Origin of the sequence: Cytobacillus sp. Hm23 (assembly GCF_051842895.1) — a bacterium.
Lineage (GTDB): Bacteria > Bacillota > Bacilli > Bacillales > SM2101 > Nanhaiella.
This window is the reverse complement of sequence record NZ_JBPXRQ010000001.1, coordinates 195,025-215,110: the sequence shown is the minus strand read 5'-3', so window position 1 is coordinate 215,110 and position 20,086 is coordinate 195,025. Positions and strand designations below refer to the sequence as shown.

General features: G+C 31.6%; 18 protein-coding genes. 8 read left to right on the top strand and 10 right to left on the bottom strand.

Annotated features, from left to right (window positions below):
* Positions 1 to 377: 377 nt before the first annotated feature.
* The 4 genes from ACSVDA_RS00960 to ACSVDA_RS00945 all read right to left on the bottom strand — a co-directional run bounded on the left by ACSVDA_RS00960 (position 378) and on the right by ACSVDA_RS00945 (position 4,457).
* On the bottom strand, positions 378 to 515 hold the full coding sequence (locus ACSVDA_RS00960) for a hypothetical protein (protein ID WP_485880081.1): 138 nt from the start codon (positions 513 to 515) through the stop codon (positions 378 to 380).
* Between the two features lie 521 nt (positions 516 to 1,036).
* Positions 1,037 to 1,771: a CAP domain-containing protein gene (locus tag ACSVDA_RS00955; RefSeq protein WP_485880079.1), complete on the bottom strand. Its 735-nt coding sequence runs from the start codon at positions 1,769 to 1,771 to the stop codon at positions 1,037 to 1,039.
* Between the two features lie 466 nt (positions 1,772 to 2,237).
* Positions 2,238 to 3,311 carry a nitric oxide synthase oxygenase gene (locus ACSVDA_RS00950; protein WP_485880251.1) on the bottom strand — a complete coding sequence of 358 codons (1,074 nt, stop codon included), beginning with the start codon at positions 3,309 to 3,311 and terminating at the stop codon, positions 2,238 to 2,240.
* A 366-nt stretch (positions 3,312 to 3,677) separates the two neighbouring features.
* On the bottom strand, positions 3,678 to 4,457 hold the full coding sequence (locus ACSVDA_RS00945) for a CAP domain-containing protein (protein WP_485880077.1): 780 nt from the start codon (positions 4,455 to 4,457) through the stop codon (positions 3,678 to 3,680).
* Between the two features lie 1,595 nt (positions 4,458 to 6,052).
* Between ACSVDA_RS00945 and ACSVDA_RS00940 the strand changes: the two genes are divergently transcribed.
* Positions 6,053 to 6,958 carry a M15 family metallopeptidase gene (locus ACSVDA_RS00940; RefSeq protein ID WP_485880075.1) on the top strand — a complete coding sequence of 302 codons (906 nt, stop codon included), beginning with the start codon at positions 6,053 to 6,055 and terminating at the stop codon, positions 6,956 to 6,958.
* A 1,234-nt stretch (positions 6,959 to 8,192) separates the two neighbouring features.
* On the top strand, positions 8,193 to 8,696 hold the full coding sequence (locus ACSVDA_RS00935; protein ID WP_485880073.1) for a YdcF family protein: 504 nt from the start codon (positions 8,193 to 8,195) through the stop codon (positions 8,694 to 8,696).
* Between the two features lie 369 nt (positions 8,697 to 9,065).
* Here the strand turns inward: ACSVDA_RS00935 and ACSVDA_RS00930 are convergent, their stop codons facing one another.
* From ACSVDA_RS00930 to ACSVDA_RS00920, 3 genes are all read right to left on the bottom strand, one after another.
* Positions 9,066 to 9,845 (bottom strand): CAP domain-containing protein, encoded by a 780-nt coding sequence (locus ACSVDA_RS00930; RefSeq protein ID WP_485880072.1) that lies wholly within the window; start codon positions 9,843 to 9,845, stop codon positions 9,066 to 9,068.
* A 776-nt stretch (positions 9,846 to 10,621) separates the two neighbouring features.
* Complete coding sequence (locus ACSVDA_RS00925) at positions 10,622 to 11,401, bottom strand: CAP domain-containing protein (protein WP_485880071.1); 780 nt, start codon at positions 11,399 to 11,401, stop codon at positions 10,622 to 10,624.
* 807 nt (positions 11,402 to 12,208) lie between these two features.
* Positions 12,209 to 12,988, bottom strand: a complete 780-nt coding sequence (locus tag ACSVDA_RS00920) for a CAP domain-containing protein (RefSeq protein ID WP_485880069.1) — start codon at positions 12,986 to 12,988, stop codon at positions 12,209 to 12,211.
* Positions 12,989 to 13,396: 408 nt separating this feature from the next.
* Between ACSVDA_RS00920 and ACSVDA_RS00915 the strand changes: the two genes are divergently transcribed.
* On the top strand, positions 13,397 to 13,618 hold the full coding sequence (locus ACSVDA_RS00915) for a hypothetical protein (RefSeq protein ID WP_320209977.1): 222 nt from the start codon (positions 13,397 to 13,399) through the stop codon (positions 13,616 to 13,618).
* Between the two features lie 98 nt (positions 13,619 to 13,716).
* Positions 13,717 to 14,943, top strand: a complete 1,227-nt coding sequence (locus tag ACSVDA_RS00910) for an NADH:flavin oxidoreductase/NADH oxidase family protein (RefSeq protein WP_485880067.1) — start codon at positions 13,717 to 13,719, stop codon at positions 14,941 to 14,943.
* A 199-nt stretch (positions 14,944 to 15,142) separates the two neighbouring features.
* Here the strand turns inward: ACSVDA_RS00910 and ACSVDA_RS00905 are convergent, their stop codons facing one another.
* Positions 15,143 to 15,352 (bottom strand): hypothetical protein, encoded by a 210-nt coding sequence (locus ACSVDA_RS00905; RefSeq protein WP_485880065.1) that lies wholly within the window; start codon positions 15,350 to 15,352, stop codon positions 15,143 to 15,145.
* 390 nt (positions 15,353 to 15,742) lie between these two features.
* Here ACSVDA_RS00905 and ACSVDA_RS00900 point away from each other — a divergent pair, with 390 nt between their 5' ends.
* From ACSVDA_RS00900 to ACSVDA_RS00885, 4 genes are all read left to right on the top strand, one after another.
* Positions 15,743 to 15,919, top strand: a complete 177-nt coding sequence (locus tag ACSVDA_RS00900) for a hypothetical protein (RefSeq protein WP_485880063.1) — start codon at positions 15,743 to 15,745, stop codon at positions 15,917 to 15,919.
* A 433-nt stretch (positions 15,920 to 16,352) separates the two neighbouring features.
* Positions 16,353 to 16,676 (top strand): PadR family transcriptional regulator, encoded by a 324-nt coding sequence (locus ACSVDA_RS00895; RefSeq protein WP_485880061.1) that lies wholly within the window; start codon positions 16,353 to 16,355, stop codon positions 16,674 to 16,676.
* Positions 16,669 to 17,229 (top strand): HAAS signaling domain-containing protein, encoded by a 561-nt coding sequence (locus tag ACSVDA_RS00890; RefSeq protein ID WP_485880059.1) that lies wholly within the window; start codon positions 16,669 to 16,671, stop codon positions 17,227 to 17,229. Before ACSVDA_RS00895 ends, ACSVDA_RS00890 begins: the two co-directional genes overlap by 8 nt.
* Complete coding sequence (locus tag ACSVDA_RS00885; RefSeq protein ID WP_485880057.1) at positions 17,226 to 18,116, top strand: DUF4097 family beta strand repeat-containing protein; 891 nt, start codon at positions 17,226 to 17,228, stop codon at positions 18,114 to 18,116. The genes ACSVDA_RS00890 and ACSVDA_RS00885 overlap by 4 nt, the downstream gene beginning before the upstream one ends.
* A gap of 214 nt (positions 18,117 to 18,330) precedes the next feature.
* On the opposite strand, the gene ACSVDA_RS00880 is transcribed toward ACSVDA_RS00885, so the two are convergent.
* Both ACSVDA_RS00880 and ACSVDA_RS00875 read right to left on the bottom strand, forming a co-directional pair.
* Positions 18,331 to 19,386 carry an iron-containing alcohol dehydrogenase family protein gene (locus ACSVDA_RS00880; RefSeq protein WP_485880055.1) on the bottom strand — a complete coding sequence of 352 codons (1,056 nt, stop codon included), beginning with the start codon at positions 19,384 to 19,386 and terminating at the stop codon, positions 18,331 to 18,333.
* Positions 19,383 to 20,036, bottom strand: a complete 654-nt coding sequence (locus ACSVDA_RS00875; RefSeq protein WP_485880053.1) for an MtnX-like HAD-IB family phosphatase — start codon at positions 20,034 to 20,036, stop codon at positions 19,383 to 19,385. Before ACSVDA_RS00875 ends, ACSVDA_RS00880 begins: the two co-directional genes overlap by 4 nt.
* Between the last annotated feature and the right edge of the window lie 50 nt (positions 20,037 to 20,086).

Sequence of the window (20,086 nt, the reverse complement as noted above, 5' to 3'; positions counted from 1 at the left end):
TCGTAATGATTTTCGAGCATGTATTTCTTACATCAGTGGCATCTTTCTTACTTAAAAAGAGTCTTACAAAATCCATTAAAATCCACTATTAATAAAGCTTACAACATAACTTACGTAAAAAAGTAAGTAGTTATTGCTAAGTCAAAACAGCCCTCATGAAGAGCTGTTTAGTATAATCAAATATTTAAATAATACTTTCTGATCAATTCTTGCTTTTTTTGTTCGATTTCATTATATATATCAATATTGGATATTTTTTTTCGTATACCTTTTAACATATCTTTTAACAATGTTATCACCCTTTACATTTGATACTCTAAGTATAGGATGACATCGAGTTTCTGAAATCGAGCAATAGATTGTTTTTTTTCTCGTACTTATGACTGAATCGAACCTACTTCAATTGTTCCATCTAACTTAAGTGGCTCATACCATACACGATATTGATTAAGTTCCATGTTAATAAATAATATATACGACAGAGCTTCTAATGTATGATTGTCTATTTTGCACATTTTATTTTGAATGTGGAGAAGATGATTCAATATGTACTTAAACTACAACTAGTACGAATTCTATTTTTTATTGAGTATCACTAGGGAAAGGGTGTACAGGCTGTGTCTTTATTTTAAGAGAAGAGTGTCTAATATTCAAAGATCATAATTTAAGTGCAAAAAAATAGCCCTATTCACCCTGTGAGAGAAAGGACTAAAATGAAAAAGAGAAAAATTGTTTCACCACTTAGTAAGTATTATGAACTATAAATATGTCAGCAGTGTGCTGAAAATGTGACAATTTCGTGACATTTCACTAACGAATAGACGTACCATAAAATAACACATTAACCATTTAGTTTATAAATATAATTATGACATTTTTAAAACTTTTATTAATCTAATTCGTTTAATTAATTGAGAAGGAAAAAGATAAACATTTTTACAATGTTTCAGCAATAAAAAAAGTTAGTATTTCTATAAATTCTATATATAGAAATACTAACTGTAATTACACTGTAATATTTAAATTGAAAACTTATTTATTTACCGATAAACATTTGAGTCCAGTAATTTCCTTGCTCAACATACCCTACGCCGATGTGAGTAAAACTTGAGTTAAGGATGTTTTTACGATGACCTTCACTGTTCATCCAAGCATTTACAACATCCTGAGGTGTTTTCTGACCGTATGCAATGTTTTCTCCAGCTGACTTATAAGTTATACCGAATTTCTTCATCATATCAAACGGAGAACCGTATGTTGGACTATTATGATCAAAATATTTGTTAGACTGCATATCAGCAGACTTAGTTCGTGCAACTTTACTTAGACTCTCGTCTATTTTTAGTGCAGATAGTCCACTTTTTGCACGCTCTACATTTGTTAATTCAACTACTTGTAGCTCAAATTTACTTAATGCTGAAGATTCCTCTTGTGGTTGTTCTGCCTGTGGCTTTTCAGGCTGTGTTGGTGCACTTGTCGGTGGTTGAACAACAGGAGCTTCTTCTATAGGCGTATCTATAGGCGTATTATTCGATTGTTCTTCATTAGATGGTTGAGTTGGGATGTCAAGCTTAATATTGTACTGTTTACTCAATTGTTGTAATAATTGTTGAATCATTTCATTTATTGTTTCTTGTGGGATCTGTGAATGCACTTCATATTTTACGATAGGTTTTATTGTAGGTTGATTGCTTTCTGCTGAACTCATTCCTGGTGAAGCAAATAATAGAGTCATAGCAGTTGCAGTAGATAGTAATATTCCTTTTTTCATAGTGTTATTCCTCCTCGGTGTTTAAGAAAATTGTATCTAGTTTTATTTCTCTCTTACATCAACTATATCATGAAATTTTTGTAATAATTAAGGGAGAACATGCCAGTGACATATATAAGAATGTCCTAATAGTTTTAATTTGATGAAAACAATGATCACTTAAGTGACTATAAGACATTACCAAATAAATACATTAAATAATATTTTACTATTAAAATCCATTACTGATAAATAATACATTAATTTGACTGTTGACACATTTTCTATTGCTAACTTTTAAGACAATTTCATTACAAATTGTTAACAAGCAATGTTATATATTTGTAATATAATATATAGGCTTACGGAAACAAATTTTAGAAAGAGGTTAGATGAGGGGTTAAAAAACTTCTTGTTGAACATTAGAAAACCGTAACTCAATATACATGTTCGATGTAATGTTAATGAGTTACGATCTAAATGGTATTTATAAATTCGGATTTTCCTGTTTATAGAAGTTAGGTGTTATATGTGAATTATTATATTCTTTGTGAAAAATGTGAGTTGTTGCAGGTGATACAGGTGGGACTAGCCATGTCCAATCCCCAGTAACTTGTCTCCCGCAAGCTTGTTCTTTTTGTTCAAACATCTTAAATTGTTGACTTGCAGTATGATGGTCAACAATACTAACGCCATCATGTTTATAAGAGTATAACACAGCTGTATTTAATTCAATAAGTGCTCTGTCCTTCCATAGAGTAGCTTGCTTTGTCGTATCAAGTCCCATTAAAGAAGCTACCTTGGGAAGTAAATTATACCTGAATTCATCTGCGAGGTTTCTTGCACCAATTTCTGTTCCCATGTACCATCCGTTAAATGGAGCAGCTGTGTATTGTATACCTCCAATTTCTAATTTCATATCAGAGATAATTGGAACAGCATACCATTTAATATTTAAATCTTTAAACCAAGCATATTCGGGGTGTTGTAAATGTACTTCAATGACTTTTTCTTTAGGGATATGAAAAAACTTAGGTATGTTATTATTTATTTGTATGACAATCGGTAATAAATCAAAGTGTGTACCTTCACCTTTCCAACCGAGCTGTTGGCATTGTTTAGTGAAGGGGATGGAGCTTGGATCTCCGATTACACCATTGTCCGTTTCATAGCCAGCGTAACGAATTAATTGATGGTTCCAGATTCTTATTTGCCCGTCTTTTTTCATTGGGTTAAAAATAGTAATGGTGGATCTTATATTGCCATTGTTCGAAGCATAATCAATATGTTTGAACAATGCATCACCTATATCTTCCTCAGTTGTGAGGTGTCGAAAATCAAAAACTTTTAGGCTGTCCCAAAAGAGTCTGCCAATACATCGATTACTATTGCGCCAGGCTAACTTGGCCCCGTATTCTAACTCTTCAAACGTGTGGGAGTATGTGCCATAGTTGGTAATTTCTTCTGTTATGCACGTTATTCGATCATTAACTTCTCGTTCTGTTTTTTTTAATTCCATGTAACATTCTTTAATAAATCGCTGTGCTTCTTGAAGTAACAAGTTGTTCAATTAATAGTCCTCCAGTTTTTCTACTTCACCGAAAGTGTAATAGAAATTAAGTTAAACTTCAAGTTATACATGCATAGTTGCTAATAATGAGTTGGGATTGAGAGTGATAAGGATATTTTCAGGTTAGGATGAAAGTTTGATGAATGTTGTTGGAGGATTTTACCTAAAGTTAATTTTCGCATTGGGACGGATTATATTAAAACTTGCAACATCTTGTGCTTTATAACTTTAACAATCATAAATACCTTGTTTGCCATCTCAATTGTATAAATGGCAACAAAGTGTATCATAAGATTAAAAAAGCCACCAATCTTCAAACTGTTCTTTTGATTGGTGACTTTAAAGTTATAATTCTAGTTATTTACCAATAAACATTTGAGTCCAATAGTTACCTTGTTCAACGTAACCAACACCAATATGGGTGAAGCTAGAATTTAAAATGTTTTTACGGTGACCTTCACTATTCATCCAAGCATTCACAACTTCTTGAGGTGTTTTTTGACCGTAAGCAATATTTTCTCCAGCTGATTTATATGTGATAGCGAACTTTTTCATCATATCAAACGGTGAACCGTAAGTTGGACTATTATGGTCAAAATATTTATTAGACTGCATATCAGCAGATTTAGTACGTGCTACTTTACTTAATTCCTCATCAATCTTTAACGCAGATAATCCATTTTTTGCACGCTCAGCATTCGTTAAGTCAACAACTTCTTGTTCAAACTTGCTTAAAGCACTTGACTGTTCAGTAGCTGGCTCTTTAACTTCAGTTTGTGGAGCTGGTTTAGAAGTATTTTGCTCAACTGGTTTTGGTTTAGTTACTTCTTGTTCAGGCACAGCTACATTGCTGTTATTTAAAAGTTTTTTTGCTTCAGTTAAATCGATATTATATTTCTCAGCAATTTGGTTAAGCATATCTTGTATATTTACATTGCCCTCTGTCATTTGCGTAATTACTTTTTGTAAGTTTGGAGTCAATTGACCTTCATTAAATTGGATTTCTTGTGGAGTTGGACAATCTATTTTAAAATTAGAAGTATTAGTATTAGGGTTATTAGCTGCAGAACTCATTCCAGGTGAAGAGATTAATAACGTTACAGCCGCTGCAGTTGATAATAAGAATGTTTTTTTCATATTGTTATTCCTCCTCGTTGTTTATCTTACATATCCACTATAACATCTCTTTTTTGTCATATTTATGGTTGGAATTCCCAATGTAATTGAAAGAATAGTAGAAAAACAGATAAAACATTGAGAGATCAAGGCTAAGCGACAAGTATAAAGGTTTACGTGCATATGCTGAAATACCATATAAATACATTAAAGATAAATATTACATTGATATAAGTGTTGACAACTTTTTAGATTGCTATATTTACTACAATTTTATTACAACTTATTACATAATTTTGATGATATATAACATATTTGTAAAAATTAATGATAAGGGACACATTGTATTCTCCTGTTAGTAGATATGGATATAACATCTATATCGTCCTCTTTTTTAATGCGATTTAAGTTTCTCCATAAACATATTTAGAAAGTTGGTCAAATGTGATAAAAAAAGCTTTGTACTATATAGTATAAAGTTATACAAATGTAAAAATAAGTCAATTAAATCTTTTTCGTTTTACATGACATAAACAATAGTAATTAGTCGAGAACTTGGATAAAAATATTATATCAACATGACCAACTCCCCATTAATTGACCAGTTTCTCAGGTTCGAAAATTTTCCCGTTTCTAGGTGAAGTTGATAAAAAGAATGACAATGAAAGCAACAAGAAATATGATTTTGATTAAAGAAACATATCACATCAATCAATTAGTTCAATTCATCAAAGCATGGTGTTAGTGAAGTTAGAAATACTAAAGGTTATTGAAGAAGTGTTGCATGTAGGAAAGTTAGTATAGAAGCATATGTTGTTATTTTAATTTGAATGAATTTCGAATTTCTTGATTTAAATAAGGTCAAAGGGGTCAATCTTACTTTATATATAGAACTTAGATCTTTCTTGTTTTATGGAAAGGCTGTTTTCGCATTGATTTTTGTTATTCGTTCTAAGACCTAAGCACGTATACACCTCTTTTCTTCTGGACAACAATTACAATCAGCATAAAACCACTTTTAATAGTGATAACAATAGCAACAGTGTTTTACGAAAAGAGCCTTAGCAAAAAAGGCAGTGAAGTGAAAAATACATTTAATCGTTTTTTTAGTGATATTGGCGACTAACGAGAAGAGATAAGGCACGTAAATATCGACGAACCTTTTTATACAGTTGAGAAAAATTTATACAGAAGGTAGCATAGAGCAAGTGGCGATTATGATTTATTTTGATGGAATTAAGCCTACAGAAGTGTATTACGTTTCATTTAGCTTGAAATTATTTGAAGACCTATCAATTTTCGAACACAAATCTTTTTATTCCGTAAATCGAAGATGAATGAAAAGGTAAATATAGAAATAAAAGTATCGGTTTCTCTTTCTTATCAAATTTGCATAGCATAGAGGTGTCTTAAAAGTATAAATGCACACTTTGAGACGCCTCTTTTAATTGACGATAACTATATTAAAAGAATCTTAAGAAGTTCTTCATAGTTATATAAGTTTATAGTTAATAAATTTCCAGTATATTAATAGTAACTTAAAGATAACATTTTGCTGAATGATTGCCCCATTGAACAATATTTACAAATACTTAATTCAGAGGAGGAAACAGAAGTTGCTTGAGTGGGGATATTTTTTAGTTTTAATATTATGTCTAGGTGCTGCAGCAGTAAATGTAGTCGTTGACCCTATTTTTGAAGGTAATAAAAGAAATCAACCATTTAATGAAGATAATAATGTTGTCGTCAAAGTAGACGATATCAATACACATAAAAACTTAGTAAAACAAAGATTAACTAAAAGACTTATTTATCAGGGAGATTTACTCCTAATCAATTCTCAATACCCCGTTCGTGAAGAGAGTGTAAGATCAGATATTGTAAAATTATTTAAGTATAAAGAATTAAAGCAGGGATATAGATTACGTAATACTAAAATTCAATTGTCTAGAGATGTAGCACAAAGGTTTTCGCAAATGGTATATTCCGCTAAAAGAGATGGTGTGCGGAATTTCACAATTAATAGTGGTTTTAGAGGGTTTGATGAGCAAAATAAACTATATAAAGCGATGGGACCTACCATTGCAATGCCACCAGGTTATAGCGAACATAATGTTGGCTTATCACTTGATGTGGGTTCAACTAAATCGAAAATGATTCATGCAGCTGAAGGAAAATGGGTTGAAAAAAATGCTTGGAGATTTGGTTTTATTTTACGCTATCCAAAGGATAAGACTGAAATTACAGGTATACAATACGAACCGTGGCATATTCGTTATGTCGGTTTACCACACAGTGCAATAATGTATGATAATAATCTTGTTTTAGAAGAATATTTAGATTATTTAAAAGAAGAGAAGATCGTTTCTGTTATTGTGAACGGACATAGTTATACTGTTTATTATTACCATATCACACAAATAAGCTCCGTAAAGTTACCACTAAACAAACGCTATGAGCTTTCAGGGAATAATGTAGATGGTATAATCGTGACGTTATACGAACATGAGATGGTAGTATAATTTATCACAAATGTTCTTTCACTTTTACATGGTTTCATACTTTACGAAATTAAAATAGAAATTATAATGACTAATTAAACAGTTAAGGAGAGCTTTATTGTGAAAAAGTTAACTGTAGTATTCACGATTAATATTATCGCAGCAACTAGTAGTAAATATGTATACAATAGGTTCTTATCGTAACTCCGTTGCTTTTTTACTATGAACAGACAGTATGGTGAGAAATAAGAAAGTTATTTTTAAAATAACAAAAATACCATATATGTACCTTATACTTGAAAACGAAAAGAAACAATTAATGTAAAAAACAAACATACAAAGCAAGCGTCTTAAAGTAAGATAAAAGATAAGTACCATTTAACGATATAATATGACATAAGCAATTCCTTCATAATAAAAGGAAATTGCTTTTTTTGTAATTAAATGTAAATTATTGTTGGAGGCTCTAGATAGGAATAATGTGGATATATTGGAAGTTATAATATATATTATTAAGTAGGCTGAAATAATATATAGTAAACGTTGAAAGATAATAGTATATGGTATTTCGCTATTTTTGCATGGGGTAGCACTAAATATTTACACATATACAATTAGATGTTGTACATCTCTTCTGCTATAAAGCGATGACTGTTTCATAAATTCACGTCTTAATCCTCTGAGTCAGATTAATAGGACAAAAGTATACGAAGGGCTCTTTTCGTAAACTTCTGTCCTATTGAGACATATATAGAACAGCATTAATTATTATATGCAATTGACATCATTATAAATGAGAAAAGATGCCACGAATGCTTGGTTTATACGTATTTAGTTCTTTGTACTAGAAGAAACAATCAATGAGAAAATAGCGTTTCTAAAATAGACTTTAATATATTTGAGTCGTTTATGTTGACAAATAAATCGCTATATCAATGTCGAGCTAAAGATTTGAATAATTAAGTATGAAAAAGTATTGTTTATAAAATTTATGAAAATAGAGGGGGGTTTCATGAAAATTCTATTTAGAATTATTTCTATAGTTTGTTTTCTTTATGCTTTATCAATAATTTTTATCAAAGGTCATCTTGATATTATAACGATTTTTTTATCGATTTTAGCAATAATTTTATTATTGTGCTCATTTTATTACAAACAAGTGTTGTTTTATATTTCAAAAAGAAAAAAGCTTAGCTTTTTACTTTATTTATTTTTAGGGCTATTTATATTAATGAGCCTCTCGTTCGAAATTCTTATGAATAAAGCACAAAATGATTCAATTCCTACTGATATTGATTATATTATCGTTCTTGGTTCGGGTTTAAAAGATGGCAAACCATCAGCAACATTACAAAATAGATTGAATATTGCTGTCGATTTTATGAAAGAGTATCCCGACATACAGGTAATTACTTCTGGAGGAACTGGTATCGGTGAAGTAAGATCTGAAGGAGAAGCTATGGAAGAATATCTAATATCCTTAGGAGTTGAAGAATCACTAATTATTCCCGAAACAGAGGCAACGAGTACATTTGAAAACTTACTTTACTCCAAAGGGTTAATAGCTGATTTTGAAAACAACAATCGCATAGCTATAGTAACTAGTGACTTTCATTTGCTTCGTGCTAAAATGTTAGCAAAACGTCTAGACTATGATGCATACGGAGTTTCTGCTAAAACACCATTATTTGAGACAGTCTACTCGCATATTAGAGAATATGCAGCACTTGTCAATTCGTTTTTCTTTAATAAACAATAAAGCTCCTATATTGATATATTTAAATAAACTCGTTTTATTTACGAAATAGTGGATTTCTAACTCAAGTAACAACAGTGAATACTGAAACAATTCCAAATAAATTGAACTACTCTCCACTTAGCTTCGCTTGAAGTGGGAGATTCCTGCGAACACTAGCGTAACCGCAAGTTATTTAGCAGGCTCTACAGGTAGTCCCTACTTTGAAAGCAAAGCTTGTACGTATACTCACACGCTCCCTACTTTAGCTTGGTTTTCGCAACTTCGGTGTTGAGGTGAGAGTCTTCTACCGGAAAAAGATAAAAAATGAGCTATTCTATTTTTTCATAGAATAGCTCATTTTTTAAATAGTTTGCTAGCTTAGTTGTTTCATTATTTACTAATAAACATTTGAGTCCAATAGTTACCTTGTTCAACGTAACCAACACCAATATGAGTAAAGCTAGAATTTAAAATGTTTTTACGATGACCTTCACTATTCATCCAAGCATTTACAACTTCTTGAGGTGTTTTTTGACCGTAAGCAATATTTTCTCCAGCTGATTTATATGTGATACCGAACTTTTTCATCATATCAAAAGGTGAGCCGTAAGTTGGACTATTATGGTCAAAATATTTGTTAGACTGCATATCAGCAGATTTAGTACGTGCTACTTTACTTAATTCCTCATCAATTTTTAACGCAGATAATCCATTTTTTGCACGCTCAGCATTCGTTAAATCTACAACTTCTTGTTCAAACTTGCTTAAAGCGCTTGACTGTTCAGTAGCCGGCTCTTTAACTTCAGTTTGTGGAGCTGGTTTAGAAGTATTTTGCTCAACTGGTTTCGGTTTAGTTACTTCTTGTTCAGGCACAGCTATATTGCCGTTATTTAAAAGTTTTTTTGCTTCAGTTAAATCGATATTATATTTTTCAGCAATTTGGTTAAGCATATCTTGTATATTTACATTGCCCTCTGTCATTTGCGTAATTACTTTTTGTAAGTTTGGAGTCAATTGACCTTCATTAAATTGGATTTCTTGTGGAGTTGGACAATCTATTTTAAAATTAGAAGTATTAGTATTAGGGTTACTAGCTGCAGAACTCATTCCAGGTGAAGAGATTAATAATGTTATAGCAGCTGCAGTTGATAATAAGAATGTTTTTTTCATATTGTTATTCCTCCTCGTTGTTTATCTTACATATCCACTATAACAGCTGTTTTTTGTCATATTTCTGGTTCGAATTCCCAATATAAATGAAAGAATAATTAAAAAACTGATTAAACATTGAGAGATCAAGGCTGAGCTGAAAGTATAAAGGTATACGTGTATATGTTGGAATACCATATATAAACATCAAAGAGAAATATTACATAGATATAAGTATTGACAACTTTTTAGATTGCAGATTATATTTCAAGCATATTACATTAAGTAACATGATGTTAAAATATGTGTAATTATCACATGTAATATTTAAAAAATTATATATAGCCATGATTGAAAATTACGGTTTCTGAATACGAAGATTGTCATTAAATAAAATTTGATACGAAGGCAATTTGACTATAAACAGTATTCAAATAATTTATTAGGCTCTTTTAATAGGCTGTTTTGGCATAATGAAATAAACCGTACATAACCTGTGTTCGTGGCATCTTTTGTTTTGTACAACGAAGACTAACAATGTAAATCCACTTTTTCTTACTAAATTGATAATAATAGCAACAAAAGTTAAGAAAAGAGCCATTCATCGACAAATAAAAATGCTGATCATGAATATGTACAGTCTTAATGTTTGGAACAAAGGTAGCAAACAGAAGTTTAAGATGTAAAAAAAATTATGTATATTTCATTTTATAATGTCGAATTAGAAATTTTAATACGAAAAAAAGTTAGCTATTCTATATTTCTAAGAATAGCTAACTTTGAGATTAATAGTTTTATTATTTACTAATAAACATTTGAGTCCAATAGTTACCTTGTTCAACGTAACCAACACCAATATGACTGAAGCTAGAATTTAAAATGTTTTTACGATGACCTTCACTATTCATCCAAGCATTTACAACTTCTTGAGGTGTTTTTTGACCGTAAGCAATATTTTCTCCAGCTGATTTATATGTGATACCGAACTTTTTCATCATATCAAAAGGTGAACCGTAAGTTGGACTATTATGGTCAAAATATTTGTTAGACTGCATATCAGCAGATTTAGTACGTGCTACTTTACTTAATTCCTCATCAATTTTTAACGCAGATAATCCATTTTTTGCACGCTCAGCATTTGTTAAGTCAACAACTTCTTGTTCAAACTTGCTTAAAGCGTTTGACTGTTCAGTAGCCGGCTCTTTAACTTCAGTTTGTGGAGCTGGTTTAGAAGTATTTTGCTCAACTGGTTTCGGTTTAGTTACTTCTTGTTCAGGCACAGCTATATTGCCGTTATTTAAAAGTTTTTTTGCTTCAGTTAAATCAATATTATATTTCTCAGCAATTTGGTTAAGCATATCTTGTATATTTACATTGCCCTCTGTCATTTGCGTAATTACTTTTTGTAAGTTTGGAGTCAATTGACCTTCATTAAATTGGATTTCTTGTGGAGTTGGACAATCTATTTTAAAATTAGAAGTATTAGTATTGGGATTACTAGCTGCAGAACTCATTCCAGGTGAAGAGATTAATAATGTTATAGCAGCTGCAGTTGATAATAAGAATGTTTTTTTCATATTGTTATTCCTCCTCGTTGTTTATCTTACATATCCACTATAACAGCTGTTTTTTGTAATAATACTGGAATAAATCACCTTATTTATTTAATCACTTAGTCAAAAGTCAGGATGAAAAGGTGAGACATACTGATAGATCAAGGTGAACAGGGAATATGAAGCATAAAATTGATAATGGTAATTGTACCAAAATTAGTTAAGACAGAAAAATATTACATTGATATAAGTATTGACAACTTTTTAAAATACAGATTATATTTCAAGTAAATTACATTAAGTAACTTAGTATTAAAATACTTGTAATTAATATATAGTAAAAATTGCTATAATAATATGTAGTGATGAATTACTATGATCATCCATGCTATAAATTATATTTTTTGTATGATTTGAGTTAATGAATAGGTTATAAAAACATGTAAGTTCATTAAAAAATTTTTTCAGACATATTTTTACGTTCTTATTAAGAGGCTGTTTTCGGATTGATTGTTGTTTTTCGTATTAACAAACTAACATACACAACTAGAGTTCGTGGCTTCTTTTCTTCTGAACAACGATGACTAACAATATAAAACCATTTTTTTGGTACTAAATTGTTAGCAATAACAACAATGTTTACGAAAAAAGCCTTGCAATGACAATTAAAGTACACAGAACATGAACAAAGGTAGAGAGATATTAGTAAATTACTTTCAAAAAAATTATGTATATAACCTTTTAAAATGTCGAATAAGAAAATTTAAATACGAAAAAAAGTTAGCTATTCTATATTTCTAAGAATAGCTAACTTTGAGATTAATAGTTTTATTATTTACTAATAAACATTTGAGTCCAATAGTTACCTTGTTCAACATAACCAACACCAATATGAGTGAAGCTAGAATTTAAAATGTTTTTGCGGTGACCTTCACTATTCATCCAAGCATTCACAACTTCTTGAGGTGTTTTTTGACCGTAAGCAATATTTTCTCCAGCTGATTTATATGTGATACCGAACTTTTTCATCATATCAAACGGTGAGCCGTAAGTTGGACTATTATGGTCAAAATATTTGTTAGACTGCATATCAGCAGATTTAGTACGTGCTACTTTACTTAATTCCTCATCAATTTTTAACGCAGATAATCCATTTTTTGCACGCTCAGCATTCGTTAAATCTACAACTTCTTGTTCAAACTTGCTTAAAGCGCTTGACTGTTCAGTAGCTGGCTCTTTAACTTCAGTTTGTGGAGCTGGTTTAGAAGTATTTTGCTCAACTGGTTTCGGTTTAGTTACTTCTTGTTCAGGCACAGCTACATTGCCGTTATTTAAAAGTTTTTTTGCTTCAGTTAAATCAATATTATATTTTTCAGCAATTTGGTTAAGCATATCTTGTATATTTACATTGCCTTCTGTCATTTGCGTAATTACTTTTTGTAGGTTTGTATTTAATTGACCTTCATTAAATTGGATTTCTTGTGGTGTTGGACAATCTATTTTAAAATTAGAAGTATTAGTATTTGGGTTACTAGCTGCAGAACTCATTCCAGGTGAAGAGATTAATAACGTTACAGCTGCTGCAGTTGATAATAAGAATGTTTTTTTCATATTGTTATGCCTCCTCGTTGTTTATCTTACATATCCACTATAACAGCTGTTTTTTGTCATATTTGTGGTTCGAATTCCCAATATAAATGAAAGAATAATTAAAAAACTGATTAAACATTGAGAGATCAAGGCTGAGCTGAAAGTATAAAGGTATACGTGTATATGTTGGAATACCATATATAAACATCAAAGAGAAATATTACATGTATATAACTATTGACAACTTTTTTGATTGCACTTTTTGTTACATCTATATTACGATTAGATACACAGCAGAAAAAAACTTGTTACTTCGTAAACATTCTGTAGTTTAGCTTGTGATATTGTATGATAAACTTTTATTTTGACGTGACAAACTGCCTTTACATAGCATATTAGCATGTAAGAAAAAGGAGGTTTGCACGATATATGCAGTATCAGCAAATGGGCACTACACAAGCTCAGGATATCGCTAATTATCAGCAACTATTTATGCAACATGCCGCACTAGCAGAGCATTACACACGTCAGATGATGGCTTTTGCAAGTAATTCTAGTTCTTACTATAGATATGCTGAGCTAGTTTATTTTCATAAATCAAGAGCGATTAGATACAAAGGGTTATTCTCTGCTACACCGTTTATACAATAGAAATAATCAGGTGGAAAACATTCTCCACCTGATTAAAACGGTTTATAAGTTATTGAATATTTTTTACATAACATATAGAAACCAAAGGAGTGAAATAAGTGGATTCAGTTCTTTTCAAAGAATTTACGTTAAACAATGGTATTAAAATTAAAAATCGATTTTTCAAAGGTGCAATGAGTGAGGCTCTTGCAAATAAGCATCACCAACCTACTGAAGCAATTTATCGTTTATATGAAACGTGGGCGCGTGGTGGTACGGGAATAGTTGTGACTGGTAATGTCATGGTGGATAAAAAAGCATTAGGTGAACCGAGAAATGTCGTTGTTGAAGATGAAAGTATGTTACCTTATTTAGAAAAATGGGCAGAAAAAGGAACAATAAATGATACACACTTATGGATGCAATTAAATCATCCTGGCAAACAAGCTCCAAAAGGTATTGTAAAAGAAACAGTTGCTCCATCCGCAATACCTTTGCATGAAAGTTTAAGTAGGTTTTTTCCACACCCTAGAGAAATTACAAGCTCAGAAATTTCTGATTTAATCCGTCGGTTTGGTAACAGTGCAAAACTCGCAAAAAAAGCAGGGTTTACTGGTGTGCAAATTCACGGAGCACACGGATATCTTATTAGTCAATTTCTATCTCCAAGACATAATCAACGCAATGATGAATGGGGAGGAGACATAGATGGTAGAATGAAATTTTTGATAGAAATATATAGAGAAATACGAAATCAAACTGGATCGTTTCCGATAAGTGTGAAGATGAATTCTGCTGATTTTATGAAAGCAGGCTTTACTGAGGAAGAAGCGATATATGTCGCTAAACAATTAGAAAAAGAAGGAGTAGATTTATTAGAGATTTCAGGAGGTTCATATGAAAATCCTCAAATGACAGGAAGAAATGTGAAGGAGAGTACAAAAGTTAGAGAAGCGTATTTTCTTGATTTTGCTGAAAAGCTTAGAAAAACAGTACATATGCCATTATGTGTTACAGGTGGATTTCGGTCAACAATTGGAATGGAAAATGCAATACAATCTAATGCAACAGATTTTATTGGAATTGCTCGTCCACTAGCAGTTTATCCAGACCTTCCACATTTAATGGCAAACAAAAGTCTTCAAGAAGTCGTCTTATCTCAAAAGAAAATCGGGGTGAGAAGCATTGATAATAAAGCACCCTTTGAAATGATATGGTATTCACAGCAAATGAAGAGGTTAGGGCAAGGGAAAAAGGTTAAACATAGTCATCCCGTCTGGCTTTCACTACTTCAGGCGGTGTTGAAAAATGGCAAGGAAGCTATACAACAACAAAGAATAAAATAACAGTTTCTTTAACTTTGTTGTTAATGTTCTTAAATTTCAGCGTTCTTTAAAGATTCTTTTCCTATACTATATTGCTTTTTCTCACTTACAATTTGTATAGTTTTTAAAGAAGAAAAGATGTGCGAATATGATAGCTCTTTCGTGTTTAGATGTTATTACGAAATTAACACTTATATCGAAGACAGCTTATTTATATGTATTAATACGAAAACAACAAATAAAAAGAACCATCTCTATTTTTATCTGGAGACTGGTTCTTATGCTTGTGTTTATAAACTAAGTCTTTCTTCGTTTTCGTTTTCCGTGTTCTCATATCAGCAAATATAAAGGGGCTCCTGTTTTCTTCAGGGTTCCTTTTTCCTTCTCTTATTGCTTTCAGCCGAATCTTTTTTGCTTTAGATTGTGCCAAAATAATCACTCCTTTAAGAATATTTGTTCTTTATTATAGAGTAAAATAGAGAAGAGCTCAATACTTTACTCTAACTAAATGTTAGTTTTTTGTCTTAAAGAAAAGTGTTTCTTATTTCATTATTCTTTTTCGTTTACTGTGTTGCTAACAAAGCGGGGATTCAACAAAAGACCCAACAATGACTATATTGATAAAAAAAGGCATTCCAAACATTTTTAGAAACTTAAGAATAATGGAATTAACATTAGTTTGGGAGTGAAAAAAATGAATTTTTATAGCATATCTACCAGGGGACTTAGAATCCACAAACTATATGTACTATAATGGTTAATAAGTGTATAACATTATTACAGGAGGTTTGAAGGTGGTTCATATACACCTTAACACAACATGAATATACTAAGAGCATTTGGGATATTTATCTTTTTTATTTTCGTAATTCTTTACATAATCATTCGTTTAGGTATGGAAAGTAGTACCTTATTTCAAATCGTAACGGATATATTACTGTCTGTAGCTGTACTATTAACTGTTATGTCTATGTTTCTTAAAGCAAGAAAGAAATGAAGATTTATAAGTGAACAAATGTAATAAGTACATAAACTGGAAGACTGTATGGTGTTGTTACACTTACCGTCTTCTTTTTTTCCTTATTTTGAAATTATACTGTTCGCTATTTTTCGAACTTGGAATAATTGCGTATAAATGAAGCACTCTTGACGTTTTGTGCTCATTTTAAAAAATGAGTGCAATAGCAACAAAATTAAAAGAAGATTTATGGTCATCATAAAGTTAGAATTAAATTGAGAAAGATTCTATGTTGTTTTATTGCATATTTTCTATGCACAGTTTGTATATATGAAATATGGGCGGTAAAACTTTGTTTAGTACCTTGCATTATTCAATACTGTATATTATCATTAAGATGTGGTAAATATTAGAAATGATATGTAGTAAATTTGCAATAACTTGAAGAAAAGCAAAATAGGAGGTGCATATAGTGAATGTACAATTTAAAAAAGGTGTCTTAGAATTATGCGTCTTACTTTTAATATCAAAAAAAGATCAATATGGCTATGAACTTGCTCAAAATATATCGAATAAAATTCAAATGGCAGAAGGAACTTTATACCCATTACTTAGAAGGCTAACGAAGGACGAATATGTTTCAACTTATTTAGCAGAATCGACGGAAGGACCACCAAGAAAGTATTATTCATTAACAACTAAAGGAAGGGACTATATGACTATTCTAGTTGAAGAATGGCAGCAATTTTCGAAGGCTGTGAATTTATTTATAGAGGAGGGATTAAATCATGAGTAAACAAGAATTTTTTACTAAGCTTGAGCGATTATTAAGGCGTGTTCCAGAACATGAACGAAAAGAAATGTTATATGACTATATAGAGCATTTTGAAGTAGGGCTAGATAATGGAAAGAGTGAAGAGGAGTTGATAAATGAACTCGGTGAACCAGAACAGATTGCGCGTGATCTTTTGACAGTGTACCGTGTTGAGCTAGCTGAAAAAGATAAGTCAGTTTCAAATATGATGAACGCAATTTTTGCTACGACAAGTCTTAGTTTTATTAATATTGTATTTGTATTGGGTCCTGTATTAGGTTTATTAGGTGTATATATTGCGTTATGTGGAGTTGCTATTGCGCTAACACTTTCGCCAGTTTTACTCATATTATCGTTACTGTTTAATGGCGCAGTAGGGAGTTTAGTTGTTAACTTCTTTGTGACAATCACGTTATGTAGCTTAGGTTTATTAATGGGGATAGGTATGATAAAGGTCGGAAAGTATCTATATAATATTATTCTCCGTTACATTAAATTTAACATTCATATTATAAAAGGAGGTCAGGCAGTATGAACAAACTGTTACTTGGGTTACTAGTAGTATTTCTTATAGGAATTGTTGGAACAGTTGTTTCAGTTAATACAACAGGAGGCCTATCATTTAATACGGTAACATTACATGATAAAAAAGTAGTTCAGAATGAAGAGATAGAAATAATTGAAATAGATTTTACATCAACTGATATAGAAGTTTTACCTTCTGACGATAATCGCTTTACTATTGAGGTGAATGGTAAAGTAAGTGAAAAGCTGAAAGATAAATTTCAATTAAAAGTAGAAGAAAAAGATGATTTACTGAAGGTAGAGTTTAAAAATCCAGATACTTATTTTCATATTGGTATATCTATAGTGGATACTACTGTATCAGTATTTTTGCCTACAAAGTTATATGAATCAGTTACAGTACACACAGCGTCAGGTGATATTGAAGCTGAACAAATAATGGCTTCTCAATTTAATGTATCAGCAGCATCGGGAGATATTGAAATGGAAGGCATAGAAGCTGATCGAATCTTTGTAACAACTGCATCAGGAGATATTACAGTAGATGATCAGCAAGCTGTTCATTCATCATTTAAGGCATCATCTGGTGATATGATTTTAACTAATGTGATAGGTGATGTTAAAGCACATAATGCATCAGGAGATATTTCCATATTTAATGAGAAATCTTCTGGTAACATTACCGCAGATGCTTCGAGTGGTGATGTAGATATTAAATTTGTAAAGTCCCCGTCATCTCTTTACATTAATTTTAGAAGTAGTTCAGGTGATGGAATAGTTGAGCTAGATGGGGTGAGCTATGACGAAAAATCTGATGATCGGATAATTGGCACGATTGGATCTGGGGATCATGAATTAATTGTTGACATATCATCTGGTGATTTCACACTCCGATAATAATCACGACTGATAAATAATGCGAATTGACCGATAAACCCGAGTAATTGAGCCAAAAATGATAAAAATTGACCGATAAACTAAAAGATTTGACCCGTAAATCCAGGAAATTGACCGATAAACTATAGGATTTGACCCGCAAACTCATTTAGTTGATCAATATCGTAGTAGGGTATGACCCTCACTGCTTTTACGCAGTGGGGGTCATACCCCTTTAGCACCCAAAAATTTGTTGCAACATAGGGTCTACCTCTAGAAATTGCAAGGCTTGCTGCCGATACTCTTCATCATGCAAATATGTATACCGATTCGGTTTAATTGTTGGAGCGATTTCAATGGCCTGTCGGTATTCATCCTTATGTAATTGTAACGTTTTTATATATTCAAAAAAGCCAGTTCTAGTAAATACTTTCATCATTCGTTCTGCACGATGACATTGTACATTAGCCATAATATATGTAGCGAGGCCAACTTGAATCCCATGCATTTGTGGTGTAGTGGATGTTTTATCAAGTGCATGAGATATAAGATGTTCTGAACCACTAATAGGAGAACTATTGCCACTTATCGCGGTTGCAATTCCACCCATAGTCAAGGAACTAATTAATTCCTTTAAAAAAATGGGGTTACTTATTTCATTCATCGGGGTCCGTATAAAGCTATTTACAGCTTTTTTACTAAGCATTGATGCAAAAGCGTTAACAGAACTCACCCCATGGTTTTCTTCAAATTCCCAATCATACAATGCAGTGATATTTGACATTAAGTCACCGATACCTGCTAATATGAATCGCTTAGGTACTTGTTCTATAATTTTCAAGTCAGCAATAATACCATAAGGGACTTTTGCGGGTACCGTTGTTTTCTTGCCATTAACCTCGATAGAACAATTACTGCTTGCAAATCCATCATTGGACGCTGAGGTAGGTATACTTATAAATGGTACTCTTCTAGAAAAAGCAATATATTTTCCATAATCAATGATTGTTCCACCGCCCATTGCCAAAACGACTTCATAACGTTCCATCTCAAAGGCAGTTTTGATAAGCGCTTGTATATCTAAATTACTTGTTAACAGTTTCATATCTAACTTCAACGTTGTAATCGATTGTTGAATCGTATCTTTATATGTATGGTAAGTAAAATCATCGAAAAGAATAACCCCATTTGTAAAACCATGCTTCTGTAATATTTGTTCTAGATGTAGCGAAGCCCCTTGCCGTATTTCCAAAATAGCAGGGATGGGTATAGAAGTCACAGGATTAATCATTGAGATATCATTCCTTTGTTCACCAAATACTGTTCAATTTCTGTAAATGCTTCTACAGCAACATATGGTAATTTCTTTTCACTTAATAAATTCTGTAGGCCATTCTTTGCAAAAGTGATATCTGCGTGTGCAGCAGGATGGGAATCGGGTTCACTATCTCCAGCGAAAAACACAAGGTCATATTGTTCTTTTAACTCTTGAATTACTTTTGCTTTATCAATTCCGTACCGTTCAGAGTAATGTCTATGTTCTGGGTCAATATTTAAATGCACATTTCTTTCTTGATAAAATCCTTTATTAGAAAGCACTTCTACGTCAGATACATGATATTTCTGTAAAATATGTTTTATGTAGTAGTCAGTTCCTGCACTTAAAATATAAAAATCACCACCGTTTTGTTGAACATGTTTGATGAATGTAGGTACGTATTCATCAATCGGAATAGCAAGAATATCATCAATGATTTGTTGTTCTTCTTGATGGATGGATGTAAATACTGTTGATAAGAAATCAATGTCCTTTATATCTCCAGCCTTCCATTGCTTACGTAGCTCTTCACCTTGTTTAAAATATTTTTCGATGACGATATAATAAAAGTCTTTTTTCGAAATTGTACCATCGAAATCGGAAACAAATGCCCATTTTTTCAATATTATTACCCCCATTTTTTCATGTCTTTTTTGTTGTTTTCGAATGAATA

What these genes read in the sequence shown, in the direction of transcription:
- ACSVDA_RS00930 (WP_485880072.1), bottom strand. Translation starts at nt 9,845, where the DNA reads ATGAAAAAAACATTCTTATTATCAACTGCAGCTGCTATAACATTATTA.
- ACSVDA_RS00900 (WP_485880063.1), top strand. Translation starts at nt 15,743, where the DNA reads ATGAATATACTAAGAGCATTTGGGATATTTATCTTTTTTATTTTCGTA.
- ACSVDA_RS00925 (WP_485880071.1), bottom strand. Translation starts at nt 11,401, where the DNA reads ATGAAAAAAACATTCTTATTATCAACTGCAGCTGCTATAACATTATTA.
- ACSVDA_RS00885 (WP_485880057.1), top strand. Translation starts at nt 17,226, where the DNA reads ATGAACAAACTGTTACTTGGGTTACTAGTAGTATTTCTTATAGGAATT.
- ACSVDA_RS00890 (WP_485880059.1), top strand. Translation starts at nt 16,669, where the DNA reads ATGAGTAAACAAGAATTTTTTACTAAGCTTGAGCGATTATTAAGGCGT.
- ACSVDA_RS00960 (WP_485880081.1), bottom strand. Translation starts at nt 515, where the DNA reads ATGTGCAAAATAGACAATCATACATTAGAAGCTCTGTCGTATATATTA.
- ACSVDA_RS00935 (WP_485880073.1), top strand. Translation starts at nt 8,193, where the DNA reads ATGAATAAAGCACAAAATGATTCAATTCCTACTGATATTGATTATATT.
- ACSVDA_RS00880 (WP_485880055.1), bottom strand. Translation starts at nt 19,386, where the DNA reads ATGATTAATCCTGTGACTTCTATACCCATCCCTGCTATTTTGGAAATA.
- ACSVDA_RS00945 (WP_485880077.1), bottom strand. Translation starts at nt 4,457, where the DNA reads ATGAAAAAAACATTCTTATTATCAACTGCAGCGGCTGTAACGTTATTA.
- ACSVDA_RS00915 (WP_320209977.1), top strand. Translation starts at nt 13,397, where the DNA reads ATGCAGTATCAGCAAATGGGCACTACACAAGCTCAGGATATCGCTAAT.
- ACSVDA_RS00955 (WP_485880079.1), bottom strand. Translation starts at nt 1,771, where the DNA reads ATGAAAAAAGGAATATTACTATCTACTGCAACTGCTATGACTCTATTA.
- ACSVDA_RS00920 (WP_485880069.1), bottom strand. Translation starts at nt 12,988, where the DNA reads ATGAAAAAAACATTCTTATTATCAACTGCAGCAGCTGTAACGTTATTA.